This window comes from Sulfurimonas sp. (assembly GCF_028713515.1).
Taxonomy (GTDB): domain Bacteria; phylum Campylobacterota; class Campylobacteria; order Campylobacterales; family Sulfurimonadaceae; genus Sulfurimonas.
The window spans coordinates 117,466-142,762 of the sequence record NZ_JAQTOD010000001.1 but is presented as its reverse complement, the minus strand read 5'-3'; the positions used below and the strand labels follow the sequence as shown (position 1 = coordinate 142,762).

General features: G+C 33.9%; 30 protein-coding genes. 11 read left to right on the top strand and 19 right to left on the bottom strand.

Features of this window, described 5'->3' with window-relative positions:
* Positions 1-47 precede the first annotated feature (47 nt).
* Positions 48-1,166, bottom strand: a complete 1,119-nt coding sequence (locus PHV22_RS00810; protein ID WP_295021555.1) for a multiheme c-type cytochrome — start codon at positions 1,164-1,166, stop codon at positions 48-50.
* 361 nt (positions 1,167-1,527) lie between these two features.
* On the opposite strand from PHV22_RS00810, the gene PHV22_RS00805 reads away from it, so the two are divergent.
* Positions 1,528-1,902 (top strand): cytochrome c, encoded by a 375-nt coding sequence (locus tag PHV22_RS00805; protein WP_299945132.1) that lies wholly within the window; start codon positions 1,528-1,530, stop codon positions 1,900-1,902.
* A 74-nt stretch (positions 1,903-1,976) separates the two neighbouring features.
* Here the strand turns inward: PHV22_RS00805 and gatB are convergent, their stop codons facing one another.
* The 18 genes from gatB to PHV22_RS00715 all read right to left on the bottom strand — a co-directional run bounded on the left by gatB (position 1,977) and on the right by PHV22_RS00715 (position 16,357).
* A complete protein-coding gene (gene gatB, locus PHV22_RS00800; RefSeq protein ID WP_295021559.1) occupies positions 1,977-3,401 on the bottom strand; it encodes an Asp-tRNA(Asn)/Glu-tRNA(Gln) amidotransferase subunit GatB in 1,425 nt (474 codons plus the stop codon).
* A 109-nt stretch (positions 3,402-3,510) separates the two neighbouring features.
* Positions 3,511-5,271, bottom strand: a complete 1,761-nt coding sequence (locus PHV22_RS00795) for a GGDEF domain-containing protein (RefSeq protein ID WP_299945129.1) — start codon at positions 5,269-5,271, stop codon at positions 3,511-3,513.
* A 54-nt stretch (positions 5,272-5,325) separates the two neighbouring features.
* The gene (locus PHV22_RS00790; RefSeq protein WP_295020920.1) at positions 5,326-5,718 is read right to left on the bottom strand and encodes a hypothetical protein; all 393 of its coding nucleotides are present in this window, start codon (positions 5,716-5,718) and stop codon (positions 5,326-5,328) included.
* A gap of 9 nt (positions 5,719-5,727) precedes the next feature.
* Positions 5,728-5,982, bottom strand: coding sequence for a hypothetical protein (locus PHV22_RS00785; RefSeq protein ID WP_295020919.1), 255 nt, complete (start codon positions 5,980-5,982; stop codon positions 5,728-5,730).
* Positions 5,983-5,994: 12 nt separating this feature from the next.
* The gene (locus PHV22_RS00780; RefSeq protein WP_295020918.1) at positions 5,995-6,699 is read right to left on the bottom strand and encodes a F0F1 ATP synthase subunit A; all 705 of its coding nucleotides are present in this window, start codon (positions 6,697-6,699) and stop codon (positions 5,995-5,997) included.
* Positions 6,700-6,780: 81 nt separating this feature from the next.
* Entirely contained in the window at positions 6,781-7,812 is a 1,032-nt protein-coding gene (locus tag PHV22_RS00775; RefSeq protein WP_299945124.1) for a tRNA pseudouridine(13) synthase TruD, read from the bottom strand.
* On the bottom strand, positions 7,809-8,630 hold the full coding sequence (locus PHV22_RS00770) for a bifunctional riboflavin kinase/FAD synthetase (RefSeq protein WP_295021569.1): 822 nt from the start codon (positions 8,628-8,630) through the stop codon (positions 7,809-7,811). Before PHV22_RS00770 ends, PHV22_RS00775 begins: the two co-directional genes overlap by 4 nt.
* A 33-nt stretch (positions 8,631-8,663) precedes the next feature.
* Positions 8,664-8,933 carry a Txe/YoeB family addiction module toxin gene (locus tag PHV22_RS00765; protein ID WP_295020914.1) on the bottom strand — a complete coding sequence of 90 codons (270 nt, stop codon included), beginning with the start codon at positions 8,931-8,933 and terminating at the stop codon, positions 8,664-8,666.
* A complete protein-coding gene (locus PHV22_RS00760; RefSeq protein ID WP_295020912.1) occupies positions 8,927-9,172 on the bottom strand; it encodes a type II toxin-antitoxin system Phd/YefM family antitoxin in 246 nt (81 codons plus the stop codon). The genes PHV22_RS00765 and PHV22_RS00760 overlap by 7 nt, the downstream gene beginning before the upstream one ends.
* 80 nt (positions 9,173-9,252) lie before the next feature.
* Positions 9,253-9,510 carry a hypothetical protein gene (locus PHV22_RS00755; RefSeq protein ID WP_295020911.1) on the bottom strand — a complete coding sequence of 86 codons (258 nt, stop codon included), beginning with the start codon at positions 9,508-9,510 and terminating at the stop codon, positions 9,253-9,255.
* A 75-nt stretch (positions 9,511-9,585) separates the two neighbouring features.
* Entirely contained in the window at positions 9,586-9,900 is a 315-nt protein-coding gene (locus tag PHV22_RS00750; protein WP_295020909.1) for an HNH endonuclease, read from the bottom strand.
* Between the two features lie 69 nt (positions 9,901-9,969).
* A complete protein-coding gene (locus PHV22_RS00745) occupies positions 9,970-10,539 on the bottom strand; it encodes a class I SAM-dependent methyltransferase (protein ID WP_295020908.1) in 570 nt (189 codons plus the stop codon).
* 23 nt (positions 10,540-10,562) lie between these two features.
* The gene (locus tag PHV22_RS00740; protein ID WP_295020906.1) at positions 10,563-11,273 is read right to left on the bottom strand and encodes a TlyA family RNA methyltransferase; all 711 of its coding nucleotides are present in this window, start codon (positions 11,271-11,273) and stop codon (positions 10,563-10,565) included.
* Entirely contained in the window at positions 11,260-13,218 is a 1,959-nt protein-coding gene (gene ligA / locus PHV22_RS00735; RefSeq protein ID WP_299945117.1) for an NAD-dependent DNA ligase LigA, read from the bottom strand. The genes PHV22_RS00740 and ligA overlap by 14 nt, the downstream gene beginning before the upstream one ends.
* A 113-nt stretch (positions 13,219-13,331) precedes the next feature.
* Positions 13,332-14,609 carry an MATE family efflux transporter gene (locus tag PHV22_RS00730; protein WP_299945882.1) on the bottom strand — a complete coding sequence of 426 codons (1,278 nt, stop codon included), beginning with the start codon at positions 14,607-14,609 and terminating at the stop codon, positions 13,332-13,334.
* 35 nt (positions 14,610-14,644) lie between these two features.
* Positions 14,645-14,911: a hypothetical protein gene (locus tag PHV22_RS00725; protein ID WP_295020903.1), complete on the bottom strand. Its 267-nt coding sequence runs from the start codon at positions 14,909-14,911 to the stop codon at positions 14,645-14,647.
* Positions 14,901-15,155 (bottom strand): hypothetical protein, encoded by a 255-nt coding sequence (locus PHV22_RS00720; RefSeq protein ID WP_295020902.1) that lies wholly within the window; start codon positions 15,153-15,155, stop codon positions 14,901-14,903. The genes PHV22_RS00725 and PHV22_RS00720 overlap by 11 nt, the downstream gene beginning before the upstream one ends.
* A complete protein-coding gene (locus tag PHV22_RS00715) occupies positions 15,152-16,357 on the bottom strand; it encodes an MFS transporter (RefSeq protein WP_295020901.1) in 1,206 nt (401 codons plus the stop codon). The genes PHV22_RS00720 and PHV22_RS00715 overlap by 4 nt, the downstream gene beginning before the upstream one ends.
* Before the next feature lie 117 nt (positions 16,358-16,474).
* Here PHV22_RS00715 and PHV22_RS00710 point away from each other — a divergent pair, with 117 nt between their 5' ends.
* The 10 genes from PHV22_RS00710 to PHV22_RS00665 all read left to right on the top strand — a co-directional run bounded on the left by PHV22_RS00710 (position 16,475) and on the right by PHV22_RS00665 (position 25,296).
* Positions 16,475-16,852, top strand: a complete 378-nt coding sequence (locus PHV22_RS00710; protein WP_295020900.1) for a flagellar protein FlaG — start codon at positions 16,475-16,477, stop codon at positions 16,850-16,852.
* 156 nt (positions 16,853-17,008) lie between these two features.
* Entirely contained in the window at positions 17,009-18,229 is a 1,221-nt protein-coding gene (locus PHV22_RS00705; RefSeq protein WP_299945112.1) for an argininosuccinate synthase, read from the top strand.
* 17 nt (positions 18,230-18,246) lie between these two features.
* Positions 18,247-18,984, top strand: coding sequence for a ferredoxin-thioredoxin reductase catalytic domain-containing protein (locus PHV22_RS00700; protein WP_295020898.1), 738 nt, complete (start codon positions 18,247-18,249; stop codon positions 18,982-18,984).
* Between the two features lie 8 nt (positions 18,985-18,992).
* Complete coding sequence (gene rplI / locus PHV22_RS00695; protein ID WP_295020897.1) at positions 18,993-19,439, top strand: 50S ribosomal protein L9; 447 nt, start codon at positions 18,993-18,995, stop codon at positions 19,437-19,439.
* A gap of 2 nt (positions 19,440-19,441) precedes the next feature.
* Complete coding sequence (gene era, locus PHV22_RS00690) at positions 19,442-20,359, top strand: GTPase Era (protein ID WP_295020894.1); 918 nt, start codon at positions 19,442-19,444, stop codon at positions 20,357-20,359.
* On the top strand, positions 20,356-21,324 hold the full coding sequence (locus tag PHV22_RS00685) for a L,D-transpeptidase family protein (protein WP_295020893.1): 969 nt from the start codon (positions 20,356-20,358) through the stop codon (positions 21,322-21,324). The genes era and PHV22_RS00685 overlap by 4 nt, the downstream gene beginning before the upstream one ends.
* Before the next feature lie 6 nt (positions 21,325-21,330).
* Positions 21,331-22,641 carry a M99 family carboxypeptidase catalytic domain-containing protein gene (locus PHV22_RS00680; protein ID WP_295020891.1) on the top strand — a complete coding sequence of 437 codons (1,311 nt, stop codon included), beginning with the start codon at positions 21,331-21,333 and terminating at the stop codon, positions 22,639-22,641.
* Entirely contained in the window at positions 22,641-24,194 is a 1,554-nt protein-coding gene (locus tag PHV22_RS00675; RefSeq protein WP_295020889.1) for a hypothetical protein, read from the top strand. Before PHV22_RS00680 ends, PHV22_RS00675 begins: the two co-directional genes overlap by 1 nt.
* Complete coding sequence (locus PHV22_RS00670; protein WP_295020887.1) at positions 24,191-24,826, top strand: hypothetical protein; 636 nt, start codon at positions 24,191-24,193, stop codon at positions 24,824-24,826. The genes PHV22_RS00675 and PHV22_RS00670 overlap by 4 nt, the downstream gene beginning before the upstream one ends.
* Positions 24,826-25,296 (top strand): hypothetical protein, encoded by a 471-nt coding sequence (locus PHV22_RS00665; RefSeq protein WP_295020884.1) that lies wholly within the window; start codon positions 24,826-24,828, stop codon positions 25,294-25,296. Before PHV22_RS00670 ends, PHV22_RS00665 begins: the two co-directional genes overlap by 1 nt.
* Position 25,297 lies beyond the last annotated feature (1 nt).

Genomic DNA, 25,297 nt, shown 5'->3' with positions numbered 1-25,297 from the left:
GCGCAATTCTAACATCATGGTGCCTCTAGCAATCTTAAGAATGACTCTTAAAAATTAAATTTCTCTGCCTTTAACAATCTAAACTTCGTAAACTCTTTACTATCTTTTAATCCTAATTTGTTTGCACCATCTTTGGAGATTATCTGTACGCCAAGCTCCACTTTTACCTCATCACCTTTTTTGATTGTGTAGTTAAAAGGTACAACTTTTTTAGCATAAACCAGTGTATCTTTAAGTGATTTATCTGCATCCCAAGGCATAGTAACTTTGCCATCCTTACCAACAACTCTCTCGAATATAAATGGCTCTAGCTCAATATTTTTGCCTTCTCTGCTAATGGTTATTTTTAAAACTCCCTGTCTAAGAGCCTGACCAAAAAGAGCATGATTTGACTTGTTTGTAACCATAACACTAAAGCTACCGTTAGTTTTAGTTAGATTAAAATCTATATGCTCTCCCATGCTTGTGCTTTTATGATATATCCCAGCAATTCCATGGTATGCGTGAGTTTTAGTCTCGTTGATAGTCACTTTTGTGCCTAAAACTTGAGGCATATGACAAGTTACACAACTATTTTTATCCTCTTTTCCTATTACTGCATCCAACAGTGATATATCAAAACTATGCTCATTGTTTACATGGGAGTGACAACCCATACATATATTTCCATTATAGAAATTCTCATTCGAGTAATCTATTTTATGATAAGGTGAACTCTCTGGCTCTTTTACTAGGCCAAACCATGATTTTTTGGTCTCATATTTTGCTTTACCATGTTTGCCTTTTTCAGCTGTATAGAACTCTCTTTTTTTATTACTGCTTATATTTGTGTTTGTCTCTTCTTGAACATCTTTAATTGTATGACAATATATACATGAGATTGGCTCTTCCGTTTGAATCTCATTTTTAACTAATTTACCACTTTTTAAAACTTCCAAATCATTAGGAGAATGGCATTTTGCACAAGTGTAGCCCTTCTCATCTTTTGGATGTTTATCCCACATGGCTTTATGAATTGGATTATTCTCTGCTGAAGCTTTTCTATGTGAAGATTCATAATACTCTGAGTATATTATTGGATGACATTTTTGACAAACTTTCCCCTCGTTTGCCTCCAGTGAGTTTACTATTAAAATAGCCGATACAATTAGAAATATTTTACGCATCTTTTTTTCCTATATTTTAAAATTTACGAATTCTAACTCATAAAATAAGAAAAAATATTGATAAATATCAGTTTACATTATTATAATCAACAATTTTTGATTCAATAGTTACAGATTTTATCAATTCAATAACTTTTAAACGCTCTGGGCGTGTTGCGTAGGTATCTAATTTTTTCACTTCTACTCTATTTTCTTCTTTAAACCTAAATACTATGATATAAATTATTACACTAAACTCATATAAAAGATGTTTTATAAACTATAATCCAAAAAGTACAAAATCATCAAATAAAAATAAATTTACATATTCTTATAAATTGGTGTTATAATTATGATTAGATTAAATAATTAAGGAAAAATTATGAAAATATTTTTAGGTTTGCTTGCCATACTATCAGTATCAACAGTGGTACTTGCTTCTGAGAGCGCAGAAGATTTAGCAGTGAGAAAGTGTGGAAATTGCCATCTTATGGGAACTATAACAAAAGAAAAAGTGGATAACATGAAAGCTCCACCATATTGGGCAATAGCTAGAAAACTAAGAGAAGCTGAGCTCACGAGAGAAAACAAGATTAAGTTTATGGTTGAGTTTGCCTTCAATCCAAAAAGAGAGAAGATGATGTTTCCGATAGAGACTTTTAATAGATTTGGACTGATGCCATCGATGAGCGGGAAAGTTACAAAAGAGGAGATTGAGAAAATTTCTACTTATATTTTGGGTGAAACTAGAGAGTAGTCTCTCTAGTTAATGCTACCCAACTAAAGCTATAAAAAAATGATTTTTCGAAGGCTGTACGGCGTTTTTGCAATCTATCCTAATTTTGTTTTTAGCATCTCATTTACCGACTGAGGATTTGCGCTTCCCTTTGATTCTTTCATAACCTGACCAACAAAAAATGCAAAAAGCTTATCTTTTCCGCCTTTATACTCCGAAACTTTATCTGGATTTAAAGCGATAACAGTGTCGCAAATAGCCTCAATTGCACCACTATCACTAACCTGCTTTAATCCAAGAGTATCAATTACACTATCAACATCTGTTTCATTTTCCATCAGATAATCGAGTACATCTTTGGCGGCTTTTCCGCTGATTGTGCCATCCTCAATCCTCCTAACTAGAAGTCCAAGTTTTTTTGCATCAACTGGCGAGTTTGAAATATTTAACTCTCCCTTTAGACGACCTAAAAGTTCCGTAGTTAGCCATGTGAGAGCATTTTTAGCAGTTATGTTCTCGCTCATCATAGCTTCAAAAAAGTGTGCCATCTCAACGCTTGAAGTAAGTACACTAGCGTTGTACTCATTCATGCCATAATCTTTTACAAACCTAGCCATTTTTTCATCTGGCAACTCTGGAATGACGCTATATCTCTCAAGCATCTCGTCAGTTACTACAGCTTTTAGTAGATCTGGTTCTGGAAAATAACGATAATCAGCAGCTTCTTCTTTTCCGCGCATAGAGCGAGTCTCTTGTTTTGTCTGGTCAAAAAGTCTAGTCTCTTGAACTATCTCTTTGTCGTAAACTCCATCTTCCCACGCTTCACTTTGGCGAGAGACTTCAAGCTCAATTGCTTTTTGGATAAATTTAAAAGAGTTTATATTTTTTATCTCAACACGAGTATATAGTTTTTTATCACCCTTAGGTCGGATGGAGACATTTACATCTACACGGAACGAGCCCTCTTGCATATTTGCATCACCAATATCTAGATAACGAATGATTGAGTGGAGCTTCTTAAGATACAAAATCGCTTCATCCGCACTTCTCATATCAGGCTCTGATACTATCTCAAGAAGCGGGGTTCCTGCACGGTTCAAATCAACCTTTGAGATATCACCATCATGAACATTTTTCCCAGCATCCGCTTCAATGTGAGCACGATTTATACGGATAGTTTTATGTGAACCATCTTCAAAATCGATTTGAAGTTTTCCATGCTCAACCACCGGAGTGTATAGTTGAGTGATCTGATACGCTGATGGACTATCTGGATAAAAGTAGCTTTTTCTATCAAAATATGAAGTTTTATTTACTGTCGCATCAATTGCTGTGCCCAGCATTATTGCCTTATGAAGTACCTCTTTGTTTAAAACCGGAAGAGCACCTGGAAGAGCCAGACAGGTAGGACAAGTATTGGTATTTTGTTTGTGATTAAAACTTGTTGGGCAAGAGCAAAAAAGTTTAGTTTTTGTGTTTAGTTGAACATGGACTTCAAGTCCGATAACTGTTTCAAACATAAGATTCCTTGGATAATAATTATGCGGATTTTACCTAACTTATGCTTTTAAGATTCATAAGAACATATTCAATTATATTTTGCATCTATCATGCAAACTCTATAAAGAGCTATTGCCACTTGCTCAAATAGATATGGGAGCTCTCTTGTTTTGCAGCTTTTTTTCCAGAAGAGAGAGCTTGATTTATGCTCTGTTTATCTCTTTTTTTTGAGCTAACATCAACTAGCAGTATTGACGCACTAGCAGTGAGTAGAGTAAACTCTTTTTTGTTGCCCTCTCTGTCAGTCGATACAATATAGCCTGCTATTTTGTCCTCTTTTGAGTATAGCCCTCTTGCATCATCGGCAAATTTTCTTATTATCTCTGAGATATCGCTTATGTATTGCTCTTGAGTATCCTCTTTGCACTCTATAGCAACAAAAAAATCATCTCCCCCAATATGTGCTTTAAAAAACTCTTGAGATAAATTTTTTCTCAAAATATCAGCAAAGAGCTGTATTGCTCTATCACCATTTCTAAATCCATAAACATCATTAAATGCCTTAAAATTGTCCAAGTCAAAGTAGCACAAAATATAGGGGTCACTGCTTGTATTAACTTCGGATATATACTTCTCTATCATGCTGTTTCCAGGAAGTTTAGTGAGTGGATTTTGCTCCACAGCATAAATTAGGTTTTGCTCATTCATAATAGTAATTATTGCCCTAGCAGACAAAAAACCAAAATATTTTGAGTTTTTTGTAAGTACGATTCCAACAGATTCAGGATTATTTGAAAAAAGTTCTATAATAGTTGATATATTGCAGTTTATCTCAGTGATGCCACAAGGCTGGATTATATTTTTTAATTTTGACTTTTTTATACTACTATTTAGCATAAGTGATCTGCCGTATGGCGAGTATACAAGCTCTTTTATCTTACTTTCTTGTAAAATTCCAATAGGTTCATTATTGGAATTTACAACAGGAACAACCACTATCTCTGGATTTTTTTGAAAATACTCCACTATAATATTTAAATCTGTATCAATAAAAAATGGTTCTTTTTTATCCAGATTTGCTTCTATCTTGCAATCGCTATTTGTAGATCTTCGCTCACTTTTCAAAATTTTAGAAATATGTGGATACTCTACAAAAATACTTTCTGCATTAACAGTTGGTTTTTGTACTAGATAACCCTGCACAAAATGGCAACCTATATCTCGGCAGGCTAGAAGTTCCTCTTTTGTCTCTATTCCCTCAGCTATAACTTTTATACCTAACTGAATGGCAAGATGCGTAATACTTCGTGCCATTAATTTTTTCTTAACATCCTTGTTGATATCTGCAAGAAAAAATCTATCTATTTTTATGATATCTGGTTTACTGTCATAAAGAAGCTTATATCCAGAATAACCAACTCCAAAATCATCTATTGCTATGCAGTATTTTTCACTTCTGTAATGAGCCAATATAGCTTCCATATTTGAGCTGTTTGGTATCTCATGTCTCTCTGAAATTTCAAAGCATATACTATGCTTGTCTATGCCATAAAGATTTAACAGCTTACTTGTGTTTCCTTGCCCAAAATTTGGCATCTCAAGAAGTCTGTTATCCAGATTATAAAAAAGTTTTATACCCTCATAATCACTGATTTCTGTAAATTTTCTTAATGCTTTCTTTCTCAGTCTAATATCAAAAGAGTAAAGCATACCATCCTTATATGCTCTATCAAATAGAGAAAATATCGATTTGAATCCAGCCTCTTCATGATTTCTAAGAAGTGCTTCAACTGCAAATAATTTTCCAGTATGTATATTCAGAATAGGTTGAAAAGCAATATCTAAAACCTCTAGATTATTTATCCATTTTTTTGATAGGTCATTTTTCATATTGAAAGTTTAGAGCTAATTTATTTCAAAGAGGTTACAACATAAATAGAAACATCACCTGTCTAAAATCATAACCTTTATACCGTGAGTTTTTGCAACTCTTTTCACTCTCTCAATATATCTCTCATCATCTTTGCCAACTATAAGCGCAACCACTGGCTCTTTGTTTGTTACATCCGCATAGTAAAGTGCTTGACCAATACTCTCTGCCCACTTTTTTGCAAAGTCTACCTCTATGGCATATTTATCGGTTAGGCAATCAACCCTTGTTCTATCAAACAAGACATACTCCATAGTTCCTTTAAGCTCATTACACATTTTGGTTTGATAATATTTTTCATCGTGTGTTTGTGTATTTTGATTTTCAAAATAGGTGCTACAACCACCCAAAATACAGATAATAATTGCAACAATAGCAGAAATAAATGAGAACTGTTTTTTTGTCAAAATTGTTTTTTACTTAGAGCAAATATCTTCAAGTAGTTTTGTCTGCTTTTTTGCCTCTTCTAGTCTTTGTCTATTTATTGAAAAAGCATCAAGCGCTAGAATCAGAAAGAGAGAAATCACAATAAATAAAATAGTTATAAAAAGGGTAATTGGGGTTTCGAGATAAGAGAAAAATTTAAAAGTTATAATGGCACCAAAGAGCAAAACTGCCCATGATGCTCCAAGCAAAAAACCTATAATTCTATCGAATATATCTTTTTGCATTTTTTTGTAGTTTTAGTGGTTATCTTCAACAGTTATTGCACTACCTAAATAAACATAAGTTAGCATCATGAAAATAAATGCTTGAAGAAACGCCATAAAAGTAAGAAGTGCGTATGGAATCATCGGAAGAACCCAAGGGGCAAGCATCAAAATAACCATCAAGAACATATCATCACCCTTAACATTTCCAAATAGACGGAAACTAAGAGAAACTAAACGAGAAAAGTGAGAAACTATCTCAATTGGGAACATTAACCAATACAACCACCAAACTGGACCTAAAAAGTGTTTGAAATATTTCACAACACCTTGATGACGGATACCCTCAAAGTTATAGTAGATAAACACAGAGATAGCAAGAGTTAAAGCAAACTCTAAAAATGCTGTTGGAGCTTCAAAACCAGGAACAACCCCGATAAGATTTGCAATACCAACAAAAAGACCAATTGTAGCAACAAGGGGAAGATAACGACGAGCAGCTTCTGCTCCCATTACATCCGTTCCCATTTTAAGAACACCAGAAATGTATGCTTCCATAACATTTTGAGCTCCTCTTGGAACCATCTGAAGATTTGACATAGCCATTCTAACAATTACTAAGGCAATACCTGCAGAAAGGAACATGTGCGTTAAATAAATAACTGTTTTATATGTTTGTGGATCAATGTGGTGAGATACTCCAAAAATAGTACCTACAAAAGTAAACAACTCAGGCATATAAGCGCTCCCTGTCTTAAATAAATTGCGCAATTATATTGAAAATTGGATTAAACTTTTATAATAGATATAAAAAATTATCTATTTTCTTTTCTTTTCCTTCATCTTAACATCTTTTGCGCTGTAGTTTCTTCCCGCTATGCTCTCTAAAAACACAGTTGCGTATGAACCTTTAGGCAGAGTAAAAGAGAGATTTAACATAGTCTCTTTTCTGATGTATTTACAATCAATATCACTCGGATAGATTAAGGCCTCTCTTCTTTGTCCTTTTTCTTGTAAAAATTCATCATCATACTTTACTTCTATCTCTCTTGCTGCACCTTTTGCACGAATAGTATCTCTTCCACATAAAAGCCCAGTAACAACAGCTCCCTTCATTGGAAAATCTTTGTTTGGAACTAAATTTGGAATTGTTAATTTTTTATCACTTAGCTGATAAACATCCCCACTTAAGAGAATAAACTCAGAACTAGCTTGCTCTTTTGATAAAAGAACTCTCTCTCTTAACCATTCATTAAAATGATAGCTTTGATAAATTGAAATTAGAAAATTTTTAAGCTTTGCATCCTCTACAAAAAGCTCCCCTTTTATCATCTCATTTGCTTGGTTTATACTATCTGCATCTCGTCCAAATCTCTGATAACCAAAGTAGTTTGGAAGCCCTGTTTTAGCTATCTTTCTAGCAATTTTTTCTATTTTTCCAGCATCTATATTATCAACCTCATGAAGATTTATGCTAAATCTATTTCCAGCCAAATCTCCCATTCTAATAGAGTGAGAGTGTCTTATTGTGCTAAGTATTTTTATCTGTTTATGTTGAAATTTTTTAAGTAAATTCTCGTATTTTGTCTCAACTGAAAGATACTGTGAAGTTGTGGCATGTTTATCTTTTAGTCCTGCATAACCTATTTTTTCCGCTGGAATCGCTAAAAATTCTGCGAATATTGCTATCATGTCCCAAGTAGTTAGCTCAACCTTTGATACATGCAAAATCAGATAGTTTCCTCTACCTAAAAACCCAGCAAGCGGTATCTCATCTACTACGAAATCTCTCTCATTTTGATAAAATTTAAAGTTAATATCTTGCGTACTTTGCAAATACTCTCTGTTCATAATTGTAAAAATTTTAGCTCCTTTGAAGCAATCGATATATCTTTTTTAATTGCTACTTTTAACTCATCCATTGAGTTAAATTTTTTATTATCTCTTATAAAAGAGACAAAACTAATCGCCGCTTTATCTTTACATAAAACTTCACCGTCAAGAATATGGCTCTCTATAGCAAAACTCCCATCCGTAGTTACTCTATGTCCGACAAATGAGACAGATGGATGCAAATGCTCTTCATCATCAATACGAGTAAGCGTTGCATAAACGCCTTCTTTTGGCACAAGGTACTCTTTTGCTTCTATATTTATAGTTGCGACTAGCTCTTTTTTGCCTATGCCCTGACCAGAGACAACACCGCCTTTTAGAGTGTAATTATGCCCTAAAAAAGCGTTAGCACCTTTTATGTCGCCAATCTGAAGTTTTGCTCTTATCTTGTGTGAGTGAACAGAGTCTCCATGAAAAGCTACTTCTTTGATAACCTCAACCTCACCATCAAAAATATTTTTTAAATCTTCAGATGAGTATTTTCTATTTTTCCCAAAGTGAAAATCATATCCGACCACTATTTTTTTGAGTCTAGGAAACTTCTCTTTTAAGAAAATCACAAACTCCTCTCCGCCTAAGTGACGAATCTCATCAAGTTCAAGATAGAGTATTGGGTATTGCGAAAAATGCTCTCTTTCTCTCTTTGGAGTAAGATTTGCATAGCCTGTTTCAATAACCACAATTGTACCATCTTTGTCCAGCGCCTTAAAAAGCTGTTGGTGCCCTATGTGCATCCCATCAAACCCGCCAATTGCAATAGAGGTGCTATTTTTTATATCTTTCAAACCAATACTCCTTTATTTGAGCAACTACTCTCCATAATGCGACCACATCCTAAGCACTCTCACGACTTTATCGCTCTCTCTTACTTCATAAACTATTCTATGTTGGATATTTATTCTTCTTGAGTATGTGCCATTTAAATTTCCAGCTAACTTCTCGTAAGACGGCGGATTTTGAAATGGATCTTTTTTAATAATCTCAATTAGTTCTTTTGCTTTTTTATCTAAACTGGCACTAGATAACTTTTTAGCATCTTTTAATGCCAATTTGCTATAAAGTATTTTATTAATTACCACTCTATATCTTCACTAAATTCGCTATCATCCGACTTCATCGAATCTTGTATGGAAGATGCTAAATTTGGTATAGAATTTAAATATAGCGTCTCTTCTATCGCATTCCAATCCTCAAGGGAGAGCATCACGACATTATTTCTTTTTCCTGTTATAAGCACAGGCTCATGACTTTGCGCAGTTTCATCCATAACATTGTAAATATTTGCTCTAACTTCGCTTGCCGACATTACTCTTATCATAGAGGTGCCTTTTCGATTAATTTTGTAAATTGTACTTAATATCGTACGCTATGTCAAGTTGCTAGTGCCATGGCGCAACTTCATGCGTTTTGATTTTTGTTTCTATACCATCTACGAAGCCCATACAAGCTTATCAAAATCCAGATAAATTCTATGATAAAATAGGCGAGATTCCAGTTATACAAAAGTGAATACAAAATAAGCAGTGAACCCACAGCATTAAAAAACGAATACAAAAACCCTTTTGGGTCTATTTTTTCGCTTTGGAGTAAAAAATATACTACCACGACTATAGCTACTCCTAAGATACCGATGATATCTATTGTTAAAGTATCCATTTTTTTATCTCCGTTTTCTAGATATTAAATCAATCAGCAGGCTTTTGATTGGCCTGCTTTTGGTTGTTACGTGGTTTACAACCCATTTTGTATTGCCTGCTTAATTATCGGTGCCACTGTGTTAGGGGTAATATTTCGTTCTTGGCAATACTTCGTTTGAAGCCAAATCGAAAGTTGTTTTCGCCCTTTACTTGCGTTGCAGCCGCAACAGCACAGAGCAATATTTTCTCTTGTAATGATCTTGACATTGTTGATAATATGTTCCCAGCTTGCAGCTGTTTTTTTGGAGATTTTTGAAAGTGTAAACTCAACACCACAATAAACGCATTTTTTGTCTCGCTCTCTTACCTCTTGCTCCAACCATAATGGAATATTCCAGTTATTTGCCATAAGTTCATTCTCTTTCTATACACATAACTATCTACTAAACAGCTATTATATACAAAATAAGTTGATTTGCTAGAGAGAAGCACTCACGGTATACCGCCATCCGTGTTTCTTTATACTTACGCTAAAGCCGTAACTCTCTAGCACCTCTTTTAATACGGCAGGTTCATAAAAATTGGCAGGTTCCCCAAATACTCTTTCCATAAAGCAAACGCTCTTGCCCAAAAAAGTGCCTCTGTCAAAATCATAGATGAAAAGCCTTCCGCCATCTTTTAGTACTCGCACTACTTCGCTAAGCGCGGCATCTATGTCATTGAAATGATGCAGCGACTCCCCCATAAAAACGGCATCAAAACTGCTATCTTTAAACGGTAGTGCTTCTGCTGTGCCTATGTGAGTCTCCAGATATTCAGGGGCGTACTTTAGCATACCCTCTGCTGGGTCAACGGCGACATATTTGAGGGTGTTGTTGCATCTGTAAGCGAACTCGCTCATCACTCCCGTGCCTGCGCCTATGTCTAAGACACTCTCTTTATCGGTAAAGCCATGCAAAAATATACACAAATCCTCTAAGATTGGTTTAGAATATATAATAGAGCCGAAATGTTTAAAGACGAATCCAAGGTTATTAAAAGGCATCATAAAGTATTGCGATTTATCATATTTTACTTCTCAAAAAAGTAACAATACTCCAGATTTCCCTCTTTTCCTGTTAGTTTTGAAGGAGATTTTTTAACAAGTTTCCATCCTTTTAGTTTACACGCATCTTCAAACTTAATCATCGCTTGAAGTATCGCTTTTTCATCTGTCACGACACCGTTTTTGTCTCTTTTTGCTTCTCGTCCCACTTCAAATTGTGGTTTAAAAAGCAAGATAATTTTATCGTTTGAGAGTCTGTCAACATCATCTAAAATGTGAAGCAGGGAAATAAAAGCGACATCGCTGACTACCATATCAAATAGTTTATCGCTCTTGAACTCTCTTATGTCGCACTCTTCGTATGAGAGGACTCTTTTATCGCTTTTTAGAGTTGCATGTAGTTGCTCTCGCCCAACATCAACTGCCGTCACTTCAGCAACTCCCTCCTCCAATAAGACCTGTGTAAAACCGCCTGTTGAAGAACCAATATCAAGTGCTGTTTTGTCTTTTAAATTAATATTGAGTTCATCCAAAAAAGTGCTTAGCTTAAAAGCTGCACGAGACACATACTCTTTATGCTCTTTTACAACAACCTTGTCGCTCCCCTTTAACTTAAGTGAACTCTTAATAATCTGCTCGCCATTTACGCTCACAAGTCCATCTTTTATGATGCTCTGAGCTCTGTTTCTGCTTTCACACAAACCGTTTTCTACTAAAAAATTATCAAGCCTGCTCAATCTTACTCCTCATCTGCTGTTCACTTAAACACTCTACGCCTAAACTAACTGCTTTGTCATACTTGCTTCCAGCATCTTCACCGTAGATAACAAAATCTGTTTTCTTTGAAACTGAGCCAGAAACCTTTGCCCCAAGATTCTCTAAAATCTCTTTAATTGCATCTCTTGACTCACTCATACTTCCAGTTAAAACAACTGTTTTATCTTTAAATGGATTTTCTGATGCCTCGACTCTTTGTTGAGGCTCTATTGGTTTTAAAATCTCTTGAAGTAGTGCTATCGTATCTTTGTTTACTCTTACAAACTCCAAAACAGACTCTGCCATCTCTTCGCCGATGCCATCACATAAGACTATCTCATCTTTTGTTGCATCTACAAACCCGCTTCCAAAATTACTGCTTAATGTTTTTGAGGCAACCTCTCCGATATGCTCAATTCCCAAAGAGTTTACAAATCGCCAAAATTCACACCCTTTTGCGCTCTCTATGGAGCTGAGTAAATTTTGAGATTTTTTCTCTTTAAATCCCTCTAACACTAAAAGATTATCAAGCGTCAACGAAAATAGATCTACAACGCTTTTAACCAAACCTGAGCTAAAAAGTGCTTCGACTATTTTATTTCCTAGTCCATCAATATTTAAGCAAGATTTTGAAGCAAAATAGATGATTGAGTTTATAACTCTAGCTTCGCATCTAAGGTTTTGGCACTTCAAAAGCACACCTTCGTCTAGCAGTTCACTTTTACAAACTGGGCAGAAAGTTGGTCTGATGTATTTAGCCTCGCTCCCATTTCTCTCATGAGTTAAAACTTTTATAATTTTAGGAATCACATCACCGCTTCTGAGGATAATTACTTTGTCGTTTAGGCGAATATCTTTTCTGTCGATCTCATCAAAGTTATGCAAAGTTGCCCTCTCAACAACCACACCATCAATATTTGTTGGCTCCACGAGTGCAACTGGGGTAACAACACCAGTTCGTCCTACTTGAAGAGTTATATCTTTTAGAGTTGTTATCTTCTCAATTGCTGGAAATTTATATGCGACAGAAAAACGAGGATTTTTAACAGTGTAGCCCATATCTATTTGAGCAGATATCTCATCCACTTTTACAACCATTCCATCTAGCATCATCTCATAACCGTCTCTGTTTGCACACATCTCATCATAAATAACTTGAATCTCTTTGGCATCACTGCAAGTTGCACTTAGTGGCGGTTTTTTAAATCCAAGAGAGTAGATATAAGCCATCTTTTGACTAAGCAGTTTATGCTCTAGTGAATTTTCCCCAACTCCATAAGGCAAAAAAACTAAATTTCTTGAGGCTGTTATGCGTGAATCAAGCTGCCTTAAACTACCAGCCGCAGCGTTTCTTGGATTTGCAAAAACAGCTTCGCCATTTTTTGCTCTATCTTGATTTATTTTTTCAAACTCATCTTTAAAAATAACAACTTCACCACGAATCTCTATTTTTTCTTTATGTTCTATTGTCAGCGGAACCGAGCGAATAGTCTTTACATTTTGCGTGATAAGTTCACCAACTTCTCCATCACCTCTAGTTATCCCCTGAGTTAAAATCCCATCTTCATAGATAAGGTTTAGTGATGCACCATCATATTTTGGCTCACAATAAAATGAGATATTTTTATCTAGTTTGTAGGTTTTGGTGAGCCATTTCTCCAGATCTTCAGAATTAAAAACATCTTCTAAACTCCACATACGACTAAGATGGGGCGCTTTAGTAAATCCATCAGAGATGCTGTCTCCAACTCTTTGCGTAGGAGAAGAGTCCAAAATATGCTCTTTGTGGGTACTCTCATATGCTAAGACTTCATGGTAGAGCTTGTCATAAATCTCATCAGTAGTTATTGGATCATCTAAAACATAGTAGTGATACGAGTAGAGATTTAACTGCTTTACTGCTTTTTCATACTCTTGATTATTCATTTTTTATGCCATTTTTTGTGTATTTTGAAGAGTTAATATTGCTAGGCCAAAAAGGTAATATTTTCTCTAATAATTTAAATTTTTAAGGTTGATTATATCAAAAATGTCTATTTTTAAACCTTAGTGTCCAACCAAACTCTCTTTTTGTATATGTAAATATAGACGATTCCTTTTATGAGCGTTTCAATGTTCATAATCATAAAAATCACAACAATTTCATATCCCATTTCATAGGCAATATATGATGGAATTACTCTAAAAAACCAGAGTGAAAAAAGGTTTACAAATAGCGTTGTTTTAGTAGCTCCAGCACCTCTAAGTGCCCCAGAATAGACAAACATTATGGCAAGTGGAATCTGTGCTAAACCAACCAATATCAGGTACTCAGATGCGACCGCAATTGTTGCGCCATCTTTTGTAAAAAACCCAACCAAAAACTCTGGAAATATTATAAGCAAAGCACCGACACTTCCCATAAAAACATAAGCAACTCTTCCACTTATGATGCCCATGTTGTAGGCTTTTTCTTTATCTTTTGCCCCTAAATTTTGTCCAACTAGCGCCATTGCAGCTATAGCGAAACCAAATCCAGGCATAAAAGCTATACCCTCCACACGAAGACCAACTTGATAGCCTGCAAACTCTGCGGTCCCATACGCAGCGATAATTGCCACAAAAAACAAAAATGAGATACTGGATATTCCCCTATCAAGCGCGGCGCTCCACCCAACGCTAAAGACTCTTTTTATATCTTTAAATCTAATTATTGGAATCACATTTAGCTTAGAGTGCGGTTTTTTGATAAGCACAATATATGCAATAACACTAAAAATATAAGCTACAACTGTAGCATAAGCAGAGCCCTCAATTCCCATGGCACTAAATCCATAGTGACCAAAAATAAAAACATAGTTTAAAAAAGCATTAATTGCCGCGGAGACCAGTTTTATGTAAAGAGAGTGGGTCGTGTCTCCGGCCGCCGAGAGAGCGTTGTACAAAAGCGTATCAATAAATATAAAGACAATGCCAAGAGAGAGTATCTTAAAATATAGTGTGCCCTGATGAACAACATCAGCCTCTGCTCCCATAATTGAGTAGAGATATTCACTTCCAAAATATCCGCCAATAGTTACAAATACGGACAAAATAATAGCAAGAATAGCAAGCGAGTACAAAAGTGCTGACGCTCTCCTTTTTCTCCTTTGTCCAATAAATCTCGATATTAAAGTATTTCCACCAACAACATAAAGAGTCATCAAAACATTTATAATCATCATAAATTGCATACTCATACCAACTGCAGCTATAGCTGAGACGCTAATCATACCAACCATTAACATATCTATGAGAATTTGCGAGATATCCACTAGATGCTTGAGGGCCGCTGGGATTGCTATCGAAAATACTTTTTTAGTGTCATTTGAGATTAAAAAAATTGTGAAACCTCTTGAATGGCTAGTATAAGCTCATCTTTTGTTTGAAAATGCAGCTCTTTTTTGTCTCTTACTTTCTCTTTTGGTAGAGTAAAATCAAAAACTAAAACAAACGAAGTTATATTTACCTTATCCTCATTCATATCGGCCCACTCTAGGCTCATCTCGGCAATCTCACCATCAACATTTACAACTGCAGCAGGATAGAGTCTAGTTAATTTACTTAGATCTATATCACCTATTTTTGACTTATAAATCATCTTTTTCCCCATTTAAATTTTTACTCATCTCTCCATTTTTCATTTTCCAAAATGCTAAAAATCCAAATATAACACCAGCAACTGTAAATAGTGTTCCTAAAAAATCACCTCTCTCATAAGCCACTGCAATCCAACAAACATCAGCAAAAAGATAAACAATAACAGCTTCATATATCTTCCCCTTTAGGGTCAAATATGCTCCAACATTTAAAAGCAATCCACCAATAACAGCAAATGTAATCAATATATATCCTTAATCTTTTGAGTTTTCATTACCCATGAAAAGTAAATTCCGCCAACTAAAAATCCTACCCCAATAAGTACAGTGATAAATTCCAAAGAGTGATCACGCGTTGCCAAAAATCCTATCATAAATGATGTTGTAGAAGCTGAACCTAAAAAAAGCATATCATTATAGGCAACGATTCTGCCATAATATTTTTGTTCTATATTTTTTTGAAGAATCGTGTATGTATATGACCAAAGAGTAGTAGTAAAAAGACCAACAACAACACTAGCAAGAAGTGACATATAAAAATCTTTCATTAAAAAAGCCCATAACCAAACAGCTAGTGCTTGAAATATAAATATATAAGCCACTCTTTTATTATTAACCCATCTACTTAACAAAATAGGTCCTATGACTAGCCCCAAAGCTCTAGAAGCGTGCAAAAGCCCTAGGGCCAATGATGTTGCAATCACTGAAGCATAATATTTATCAACCATCAACACAACTAGGGCATCAAAAGCCGTTAAACCAACAAAAGCATGAACAAGCATGAGGTGAATTGCATAGGGAGATTTTTTAAGATATTTAAATGTATCTCCCATCATTTTTATTAAATTTTCACTGCTTCTAAACATTTCTATTTTTATCTTTGTATTGTAAAGCAAAGCAAATCCTACCATAAAGATAAAAGCATCCAAAATAAAAGCTGTCTTAATTCCAAAAAAGTAAACAAAAAATCCACTTAACGCCATTCCAAGAGTATAAGAAAATGACCAAATTATAGAGTGAAGCTCATTTGCTCTTTGTAGTTTTTCACCACTAAGAAATTTTGGAAGTAGTGACATCTCTGTTGTAAAGTAAAAACTAGCGGCCGCCATCTTCACGAATATCAATACATAAAGCAACCATAAATCAGACATATTATCTATAAAAACCAGAGATATAGTTGCAATAATTTCAAAAGATACCAGAATCAACATAAGCTTTTTTGGTTCCATCCTATCTATTATCGAACCTGAAATAGGAGCTTGGACAACACCCGATAAAAAGTGGAGCATTGCCACAAATGCCACAACTTCTGCGGATACTCTCATCTGTAATAGTAAAGTATAGATGGCAACATTGCTAAACCATGCACCAAAATATGATATTAACTGAATAGTCGATAATCGTCTAAGAATAGACTCTGATTTTAATAATTTTATATATTCGTTCATAAATGCAAGATTATCATAAATAGTGCAAAATTTTTATTGCTTAAAAAAATTAAAGTATTTATTTTTTATGCCGATGTGGTTACTGTATAATTTTCTCTAGTAAAAAAAGGGGTAGTCATGGATGGCATAGCAAATGTTGCAAAACAGCAACAAACACAGTTAAGTTCACCTCAAACTCAAAACAAATCTCAAGTTGAACAAGTTAATCAGGTTCAAAAAAGTGATAACCATGTTAAGGAGCAACAAAAAGGTGGTTCTGGTTTAAAAATAGATTCCAAAGAAGATGTTCAAGACTTAGTAGCTAAATTAAATAAAGCCCTAGCTCCAATGAGTACAAATATTAAGTTTGGTGTTGATTCACAAGATGTATTTTATGTATCAGTTGTAGAATCTGAAACAAGTAAACTACTAAGAAGATTTCCAGCGGAACAAGCAGCTGATTTTCTTCCAAAAATGCAAGAAGTTACTGGGATACTATTTGATACAAAAGGGTAATAAAAGCTCTTTTGTATCCGCATTTATTCTTTTAAGATTTATCTAGCAAAACTCTGCACTAAATTATATCAGAGACTTACCCTCGCACAACTAACTCTCTTTTAAACTCTTTTGTTGTAAAATCCCAACAATTATTTATTTTACAAGGGCTGTTATATGAAAAAAAATGTTAAAAAAGTAGTTCTGGCTTACTCTGGTGGATTAGACACAAGCGTAATCTTAAAATGGCTTCAAGACGAGTATAAATGCGAAGTTGTAACTTTTACTGCGGATATTGGTCAAGGAGAAGAAGTTGAACCAGCTCGAATTAAAGCGCTATCTTTAGGCATTAAACCTGAAAATATTTTTATTGACGACTTAAGAGAAGAGTTTGTAAAAGACTATGTATTCCCAATGTTTAGAGCTAATGCCATCTATGAGGGAGAGTACCTTTTAGGAACCTCAATTGCAAGACCCCTAATTGCAAAAAGACAAGTTGAAATCGCTCATATCACTGGCGCCGATGGCGTAAGTCATGGTGCAACTGGGAAAGGAAATGATCAGGTTCGTTTTGAGATGGGTTATTTAGGCAAAGATTCAACGCTGACAATTATCGCTCCATGGAGGGAGTGGGATCTAAACTCAAGAGAAAAACTTTTAGCATATGCGGCAGAACATGGAATTCAGATAGAGAAGAAAGGCAAGAAATCTCCATACTCTATGGATGCAAACCTGCTTCACATCTCATACGAAGGTGGAATTTTAGAGGATCCAAACGCAGAGCCAGAAGATAGCATGTGGCTTTGGACTACAAAACCAGAAGATGCTCCAGATACTCCAGAGTATATCACTATCGGCTATAAAAATGGTGATCCAGTCTCGTTAAATGGAGAAGAGCTCTCACCTGCAACAATGCTTGCTACACTAAATCAAATTGGCGGAAAACATGGAATTGGTCGCGCAGATATAGTAGAAAACAGATTTGTAGGAATGAAAAGCCGTGGATGTTATGAGACTCCAGGTGGAACTATTATGATTAAAGCTCATCGTGCAATTGAGTCAATTACGCTCGATAGAGAAGAGGCACATCTAAAAGATGAGTTGATGCCTAGATATGCAAAACTTATCTATAACGGCTTTTGGTTCTCTCCAGAGAGAGAAATGCTTCAAGCGGCAATTGACAAATCACAAACAAATGTATTTGGAACTGTAAGATTAAAACTCTACAAAGGGAATGTAACTGTTGTTGGTCGTGCATCTGAGTATTCACTTTTCAACCCAGAGTATTGTACTTTTGAAGAAGATTCTGTATATAATCAAAAAGATGCCGCAGGGTTCATTAAGCTCAATGCACTGCGTTTTATAATAGCTGGTAAAGCTAGAAAAAATAGAAAATAAAGAACCAGGAAAAAAATATGAGTATCATTAAAATAGATATGAATTCACCAGAATTTCAAGCCGAACTAGAGAAAACAATTAAATTTACAGATAAAGTCATAAAACAGTTCAACTGGCAATATAATCCTATGGCAGAGATAAATGAAGGTGTACAACTTGGACTTGCTAGAAATAAAGTAATGTACAACAAGAGATTTTGTCCATGCTATATGGTTGAAGAGGTCGATGGAAAATTCCAAAGTACAGATAACAGAACATGTCCTTGCACTATAGCGATTGAAAAAGAGATTCCAGAAGATGGTGTGTGTCACTGTCAGATATATTGTACTCCAGAGTACGCGGAAGCAAAAAAATTAGAGCTTGGAATGGAGAGCGCAGTACACCAACACTCTCGTGGTCTAACAAAAGAAGAGTGCCAAGTATTAGTAAACAAAAAAGAGCTGGATAGCGATGAGCTTGAGTCACTGCTTGAAGCTCGTGCTATTGGCATGGTTGATTTTAAACTAGTAGATGTTCGCGAGCATATGGAGTGGCAAATGGGCCATATCGAAGGTGCAGACAAACTTATACCAACAAGCAGTTTTTTTCCAACGCTCGATGAAGCAAAACTAAGTAAAGATGAAAACATAATTGTTTATTGTCATGTTGGCAGCAGAAGCGCTCACTGTGCAAGAATTTTAAGAGATATGGGTCACACGAAAATAGGGAATTTATCTTATGGTATTGTCTCTTATGGCGGAAAAATAGAGAGATAAGGAAAAAGATGAAAGTATTACTGATTAAAGATGTAAAAAATTTAGGCAAAGCTGGTGAAGTTAAAGAGGTTAAAGATGGATATGGTAAAAACTTTTTAATCGGAACAGGTCTTGCAAAACATGCTACAACTGAGATATTAGCTGGGCATGTTGCGCAAAAAATTCAAGAAGCTAAAGATTTAGAAGAAGAGATTGCTTCACTAAAAGAGATAGCAAAAAAACTAGATAAAGCTAAAATAGTTATCAAAAAGAAACTTGGTCAAAATGGTCATCTATTTGGTTCAATTACAAAAGATGATATTGCCCATGCTTTAAACGAGCAACACAACATAGAGATTGACAAAAAACACATAACAGATAAAGCCGCAATTAAGACGATTGGAGAGCATAGCCTAGATTTTAAACTTGGACATTCGATACACGCAACAATTCATGTTGATGTTGTAGGCGAATAGAAATGATTGAAACAAACTCTTTAGGTTTCAATAAAGAAACTGGCTCAAAAGCTGGCTTCGTCTCTCTTATCGGTCGTCCAAATGCTGGAAAAAGCACACTTATGAACTCTCTTCTTGGAGAAAATATTGCGATGGTTAGCCAAAAGGCAAATGCAACAAGAAAAAGATCAAATGCAATTGTAATGCACGAAAACACGCAAATAATATTTGTTGACACACCAGGACTTCACGAGAGAGAAAAAGTGTTAAATCAGTTCATGCTTGATGAAGCACTAAAAGCCATGGGTGATTGTGATCTAATTGTCTACCTTGCTCCAGTTACCGACAATATTGAGAATTATGAGAAATTTTTAAAACTTAACAACTCCAAGATAAAACATATTATTGTACTTAGTAAAATAGATCAAGTATCACAAGATAAACTTTTCAAAAAAATTGCCCAATATAATAAATTTTCAGACCTTTTTGAAGCACTGATTCCAATGGCCGTTCCTAAAAAAGTTGGTCATAAAGATCTACTAAACACAATATCGAAATTATTGCCTCTCTCTCCATTTCTATATGACCCAGATGATTTAACGAGCGAACTTGTTCGTGATATCTATGCTGGCTTTATCAGGGAAGGTATTTTTGCAAATGTAAGTGACGAAATCCCATACGAGTCTGATGTTTTAATCGAAAAAATTGAAGAAGACAAGAGGCTGGATAAAATATTTGCAACCATTATTATCGAAAAAGATTCTCAAAAGGGAATCATGATTGGTAAAGGTGGTGAAACCATAAAAAGAATTGGCAAATATGCCAGAGAGAAGATAGAAGCACTTAGCGGGAAAAAAGCCTTTCTTGAGTTAGAAGTTAGTGTCAAAAAAGGGTGGAGTAAAGACAAATCATTTTTAGAAGAGATAGGATACAAGTCATGAGAATAGTTTTTTTAATTTTAGTCAGTTTATCACTTTATGCTGGTGATATTTTAACAAATTATAGGCTAAACGGAATAACCGACATAGAAAAACAGATGGATATGGAACTTACAAGTGTTAAGTATTGGAGCGACATCGTTAGAAGCAAAGATACATCTTTTGGGTATCTTGAGTCATACTCAAACCTTCTTATATGCGACAAATCCGAGCAAACACTGGAGTTTTATGCTCAAGAGCAAAATGGTAATTTTAAATTTAAAAAGAGATACAACGCTTTTACTGGCAAATTAAAAGGCGACAAAGTAAAAGAAGGTGATCACAAGACTCCCATAGGAATCTATACGATAGTCAATAAACTCTCAAAAGATACACAGTTAGATCCATTTTATGGACCATTGGCATTCGTGACTTCTTATCCAAATGTATATGACACATACAAGGGGAAAAATGGCTCAGGTATATGGATACATGGTCTTCCAGAACAAGAAAATAGAAACGAATTCACAAGAGGTTGTATAGTAATAAATAATCAAAGTATTGAGTGCTTAAATAGAAATATTGATATGGCAAAAACTCTAATTATTATTGACGATGTTAAGACAAAACAAAATGCACAAAAGGAAGTTTTTGCATCAATACTATCTCAACTTTATGCGTGGAGATATAGTTGGATTTATGATGAGTTGGACAATTATCTTAATTTTTACTCTCAAGACTTTGTGAGAGAAGATGGGGTTGCATTTCAGCAGTTTAAAGATTATAAAAATAGAATTTTTAAAAAGAATGAGAGAAAAAGCATAGTATTTAATGATATCAATGTTATTCCATATCCGAACTCTTCAAATATCTATCAAATAAATTTTAAAGAGTTATACAAATCTGATTCATTCAAATTTAACGGTGAAAAAACTTTAATTATAGAGCTTGATAAGAATAAAAAAATAAAAATACTCACAGAAAAATAAGATATCATGAAATCTATCTTATTAAAAATGCTTTTAGTATCTATTTTTTTTCACTCAAGTGCTTACGCTCAAATTCAGCTAATAAAAAAAAACAACAATGATTCAAACACGACACTACTTGTTATAGGTGGTATCCATGGCGATGAGCCAGGTGGTTATTTTGCTGCATCAATTCTAGCATCACACTACAGAATTAACTCGAAAAATCTCTGGATTGTTCCAAACTTAAATCAAGAAAGTATTCAAAATAACCAAAGAGGCATTAATGGAGATATGAACAGAAAATTCTCTTTAATTGATGATAAAGATAAAGATAAGCAAATTATTCAAGAGATTAAAAATATTATATTAGATAAAAATGTATCTTTAATTTTAAATCTTCATGATGGGCATGGGTTTTATAGAAAAACAGGCAAAGGGAGCATATTTAACCCTAATGCATGGGGACAAACCTGCGTTATTGATCAATGTATCTTGAATAAAGATCAGCCATTTGGTGATTTAAATAAAATAGCACTTGATATTAAAAACAGAATCAACAACAAGCTAATAGAGGACCATCACAGCTTTGATGTTAAAAATACGAATACAAAATTTGAAGATGAAGCCATGCAGTTGTCTTTAACATACTTCTCAGTTAACAACAACAAACCAGCCTTTGCTCTAGAGAGCAGTAAAAATCTCTCAACTCTGTCTCAAAAAGTTTTCTATCATCTCGCCGCAATAGAAGAGTTTATGCACATAATGGGGATAGCATTTAGTAGAGAATTTGATTTAAATGAAAAAACACTTGACAATATAATAAAAAATTATGGGATTTTAACAATAAATGATAATTTTAATATAGATTTATCCAATATAAAAAAATCTTTAAGCTTCATTCCGCTAAAATCAAAAGATAATGTATTTAAGTTTTCTAGCCTATTAGGGAGTGTTATGCAAATTGATGATAGTTTTGTTGTCTCGATTGGCAATCAAAAAATAACGACACTACAAGCGCAATATTTTAAGATGAATGAAAGTTGTATGCCAAAATTCAGTGCTATCGTGGATGACAAACTTATTTCATTAAATAAAGCTTCAGATATTTTTGCAAAAGACGATTTAAGTATTATTAAACGAGATGGTTATCGCGTAAATATTATTGGATTTACCTCAAAAGGTTCTGTTGATGAAAGCGGTATAAAAGTAGGACTTCAAGATATGGATAAGAGATTTTCCGTAGACGAAGATGGCTTAGTTTATAGAGTTGAATTTTATAAAAATAATGAATTTTGTGCGATGTCTAAAATTCATTTTAAAGGGGATCTTAAATAATGAGTAAAAAAGAACATCACTCTTTCTCCAATGTACTTTCTGTTAATCCGTATAAAAATTCATATGTATCAGCGGTAGCCAGTTTTTTAAATGAAATCAATCTACCACAATATAGTAATGAGCAATATGTAATATCTTATCTGAACACAAGTGGATTTATCAATAGTCATATATCGATTAGTAAGAACATTCCAACCGAAGACTTGTATGATGCTATAAACAATAAAGCATATGACGAACTAGGTCTAGATCAAGCAATAACTTATCAAATTCAATACATTGAAACATTTAATAATCTAGATGAAGACAATAGGGTTTATCAAATATTCATAGCAGATCCATTAAGTATTGAAGATACTTTTAGAGGCACTATTGAAAAAGTTAAATATATTGATTATATTATTCCATCTCCACTGCTGTTTAAATCACTTTATGCAAAGGAGATTATTGAAGATATTGGGACACACTGTTTTGTATACTTTCAAGAAAATGACACTTCTATTACAATCTACAGAGAAAAAGAATTTTTATACACAAAATCCATAAACTTCTCTTTCAGGCAGATGCATGAGAGATTTTGTGAACTATATGGCGAATTTGTAGAGTATGATGAATTTATTAGATTTTTAACATTTGAAGATTTAAAAACTACAAATAGTCCTTACAAATTAGACACACTTAGATTATATAAAGAGATATTTGCAAATATAAGCGATATTTTAACTTATGTTAAGAGAGCTCTAGATATTGATAAAATTGATATTATTTATATAGATTCTCAACTAGATAGTGAATCAAAACTAGATGAGATAACCGAAGTAGAACTCGGGATAAAAAGTAAATATTTTAATTTTGACTATGGTTTTCAAAATTCCAATAAACATGTAGAGCATATACACTATTTAATGCATCTTTATACAACTCTTGGGAAAGAAGATAGATATGAGTGTAATTTTACAACATATCACAGACCTCCAAAGTTTGCAAAGAGAGAGAGTGGAAAAGCCATACTTCTTGGTGCCGCTGCACTGTTTGTATCATTTTTATACCCTATTTCATACTGGACATTAACATATGCCCAGACTATGCAAGAAAAATTGTTGGAAAATAAGTACAACGAGACACATAGAATTAAAACAACAACAGAAGCTATTATTAAAAGTATTGAGGCAGATAAAGAGAAAGTATTAACTATCTTAAAAAAAGAGCAAGAAGAGTATACTGAGAAAAAGAATACTTTAATTAAAATACATGATGTTAAAGTAAACTATCCGTCAAAAGCAGAACTAATATATATCCTATCAAAAGATTTAGATAAATATAATGTTAAGCTCGAAACGCTAACATACGCAGAAGCCACAGTAGAAGGCAAAATAGCTTCAACAAAAGTATTAAGACTTGGTCTTGTATCATCGAGCGACAAAAAAATAACAAGTCTGATAGAGTATTTAACTAAAACATATGATGGAAGATTTCATTTTTCTATTGAGAAAATATCATACGAAAATGAATCAAAATTATATTTTGGTGAGTTGAAAGTGAGCTTATTATGAATTTCAAATTAATTACGGAAGAGTTTTTACAATCCATAGATACTTTTTTTAGATTAAAATCTCAAAAAGATGTAAAGATGATTTATATAATGATTGTCTTTATCTCAGCTGCTATTTCATATCCATTTTATGATTTGTCTCTTGATAAATTTAAAATAATTAAAGAGAGAGTGGATACTCTAAGTGCAAAAATAGAAGTTGACAAAAATTATCTTCTTGTAAATACAGAAGCAAAAATAGCCATGTTAAAACAAGAAATAATAAAAGCAAAAGATGAGATTTTAATTACTAAAAACAACAATCAATATATTAAAGGCAAAATAGAAACTATTTCATCTTTAATATATGATGAGCGAACATGGGGTGAGTATCTCCACTCAATTTCAATCAATGCAGTAAAACATAATGTCAAAATTGTTGCGATAAAAAATAAATATGTTGATAGCAATACATCTTTTGGTCATATACTGGATATAACAATAGATGCGACAGGAAAGCATTCAGATACACTAAACTTTATCAACTCACTAGAACAGAGTGAATTAGTTGTTGATTTACATGATTTTAATATCTCCGCGGAAGATAAACTAAAATCAAGATTAGATATCTCAGTATGGGGGATTACATACTAATGAAAACAAAAACAATAACTTTTCTTCTACTATTTTTTATGAGCACTATTTTAGTAGCTACAGAGCTAGAGTGGGTTGATGAGCAAATTGAGGCAATAAAACCACCACGAAATGGCATTAAAATAACAACCATGACTGACACTTTTGTATTTTTAGAAAAAAATAAAAAAGAAAAAAAAGAGGCTAGAAAAGGTCTTGCTTCATCTACCGTGGTTACAGTTATTCAAAAACCTGGACTACCATCAATATTAACAATAAAAGAGAGTGTTAAGAAGAGAGATTATCAACTTATTGCTGTTATGAACAAATCAGCTTTGATTGATGAGAGATGGTATAAAAAGGGCGAGAAAATTGATGGCTATATGGTAGTGGATATTGATAAAAATTCAGTGACACTAAAAGATGGAGGCAAAGAGATTATTTTATCTACAAGCAGCCAAAAACAAACTCTAAAATTTAAAAATAAGTAGG

Coding starts and splice junctions, on each gene's coding strand:
- PHV22_RS00810 (WP_295021555.1), bottom strand. CDS start 1,166: ATGCGTAAAATATTTCTAATTGTATCGGCTATTTTAATAGTAAACTCA.
- PHV22_RS00805 (WP_299945132.1), top strand. CDS start 1,528: ATGAAAATATTTTTAGGTTTGCTTGCCATACTATCAGTATCAACAGTG.
- gatB (WP_295021559.1), bottom strand. CDS start 3,401: ATGTTTGAAACAGTTATCGGACTTGAAGTCCATGTTCAACTAAACACA.
- PHV22_RS00795 (WP_299945129.1), bottom strand. CDS start 5,271: ATGAAAAATGACCTATCAAAAAAATGGATAAATAATCTAGAGGTTTTA.
- PHV22_RS00785 (WP_295020919.1), bottom strand. CDS start 5,982: ATGCAAAAAGATATATTCGATAGAATTATAGGTTTTTTGCTTGGAGCA.
- PHV22_RS00780 (WP_295020918.1), bottom strand. CDS start 6,699: ATGCCTGAGTTGTTTACTTTTGTAGGTACTATTTTTGGAGTATCTCAC.
- PHV22_RS00775 (WP_299945124.1), bottom strand. CDS start 7,812: ATGAACAGAGAGTATTTGCAAAGTACGCAAGATATTAACTTTAAATTT.
- PHV22_RS00760 (WP_295020912.1), bottom strand. CDS start 9,172: ATGATAAGAGTAATGTCGGCAAGCGAAGTTAGAGCAAATATTTACAAT.
- PHV22_RS00755 (WP_295020911.1), bottom strand. CDS start 9,510: ATGGATACTTTAACAATAGATATCATCGGTATCTTAGGAGTAGCTATA.
- PHV22_RS00750 (WP_295020909.1), bottom strand. CDS start 9,900: ATGGCAAATAACTGGAATATTCCATTATGGTTGGAGCAAGAGGTAAGA.
- PHV22_RS00745 (WP_295020908.1), bottom strand. CDS start 10,539: ATGATGCCTTTTAATAACCTTGGATTCGTCTTTAAACATTTCGGCTCT.
- ligA (WP_299945117.1), bottom strand. CDS start 13,218: ATGAATAATCAAGAGTATGAAAAAGCAGTAAAGCAGTTAAATCTCTAC.
- PHV22_RS00725 (WP_295020903.1), bottom strand. CDS start 14,911: ATGATTTATAAGTCAAAAATAGGTGATATAGATCTAAGTAAATTAACT.
- PHV22_RS00715 (WP_295020901.1), bottom strand. CDS start 16,357: ATGAACGAATATATAAAATTATTAAAATCAGAGTCTATTCTTAGACGA.
- PHV22_RS00710 (WP_295020900.1), top strand. CDS start 16,475: ATGGATGGCATAGCAAATGTTGCAAAACAGCAACAAACACAGTTAAGT.
- PHV22_RS00705 (WP_299945112.1), top strand. CDS start 17,009: ATGAAAAAAAATGTTAAAAAAGTAGTTCTGGCTTACTCTGGTGGATTA.
- PHV22_RS00700 (WP_295020898.1), top strand. CDS start 18,247: ATGAGTATCATTAAAATAGATATGAATTCACCAGAATTTCAAGCCGAA.
- rplI (WP_295020897.1), top strand. CDS start 18,993: ATGAAAGTATTACTGATTAAAGATGTAAAAAATTTAGGCAAAGCTGGT.
- era (WP_295020894.1), top strand. CDS start 19,442: ATGATTGAAACAAACTCTTTAGGTTTCAATAAAGAAACTGGCTCAAAA.
- PHV22_RS00685 (WP_295020893.1), top strand. CDS start 20,356: ATGAGAATAGTTTTTTTAATTTTAGTCAGTTTATCACTTTATGCTGGT.
- PHV22_RS00680 (WP_295020891.1), top strand. CDS start 21,331: ATGAAATCTATCTTATTAAAAATGCTTTTAGTATCTATTTTTTTTCAC.
- PHV22_RS00675 (WP_295020889.1), top strand. CDS start 22,641: ATGAGTAAAAAAGAACATCACTCTTTCTCCAATGTACTTTCTGTTAAT.
- PHV22_RS00670 (WP_295020887.1), top strand. CDS start 24,191: ATGAATTTCAAATTAATTACGGAAGAGTTTTTACAATCCATAGATACT.
- PHV22_RS00665 (WP_295020884.1), top strand. CDS start 24,826: ATGAAAACAAAAACAATAACTTTTCTTCTACTATTTTTTATGAGCACT.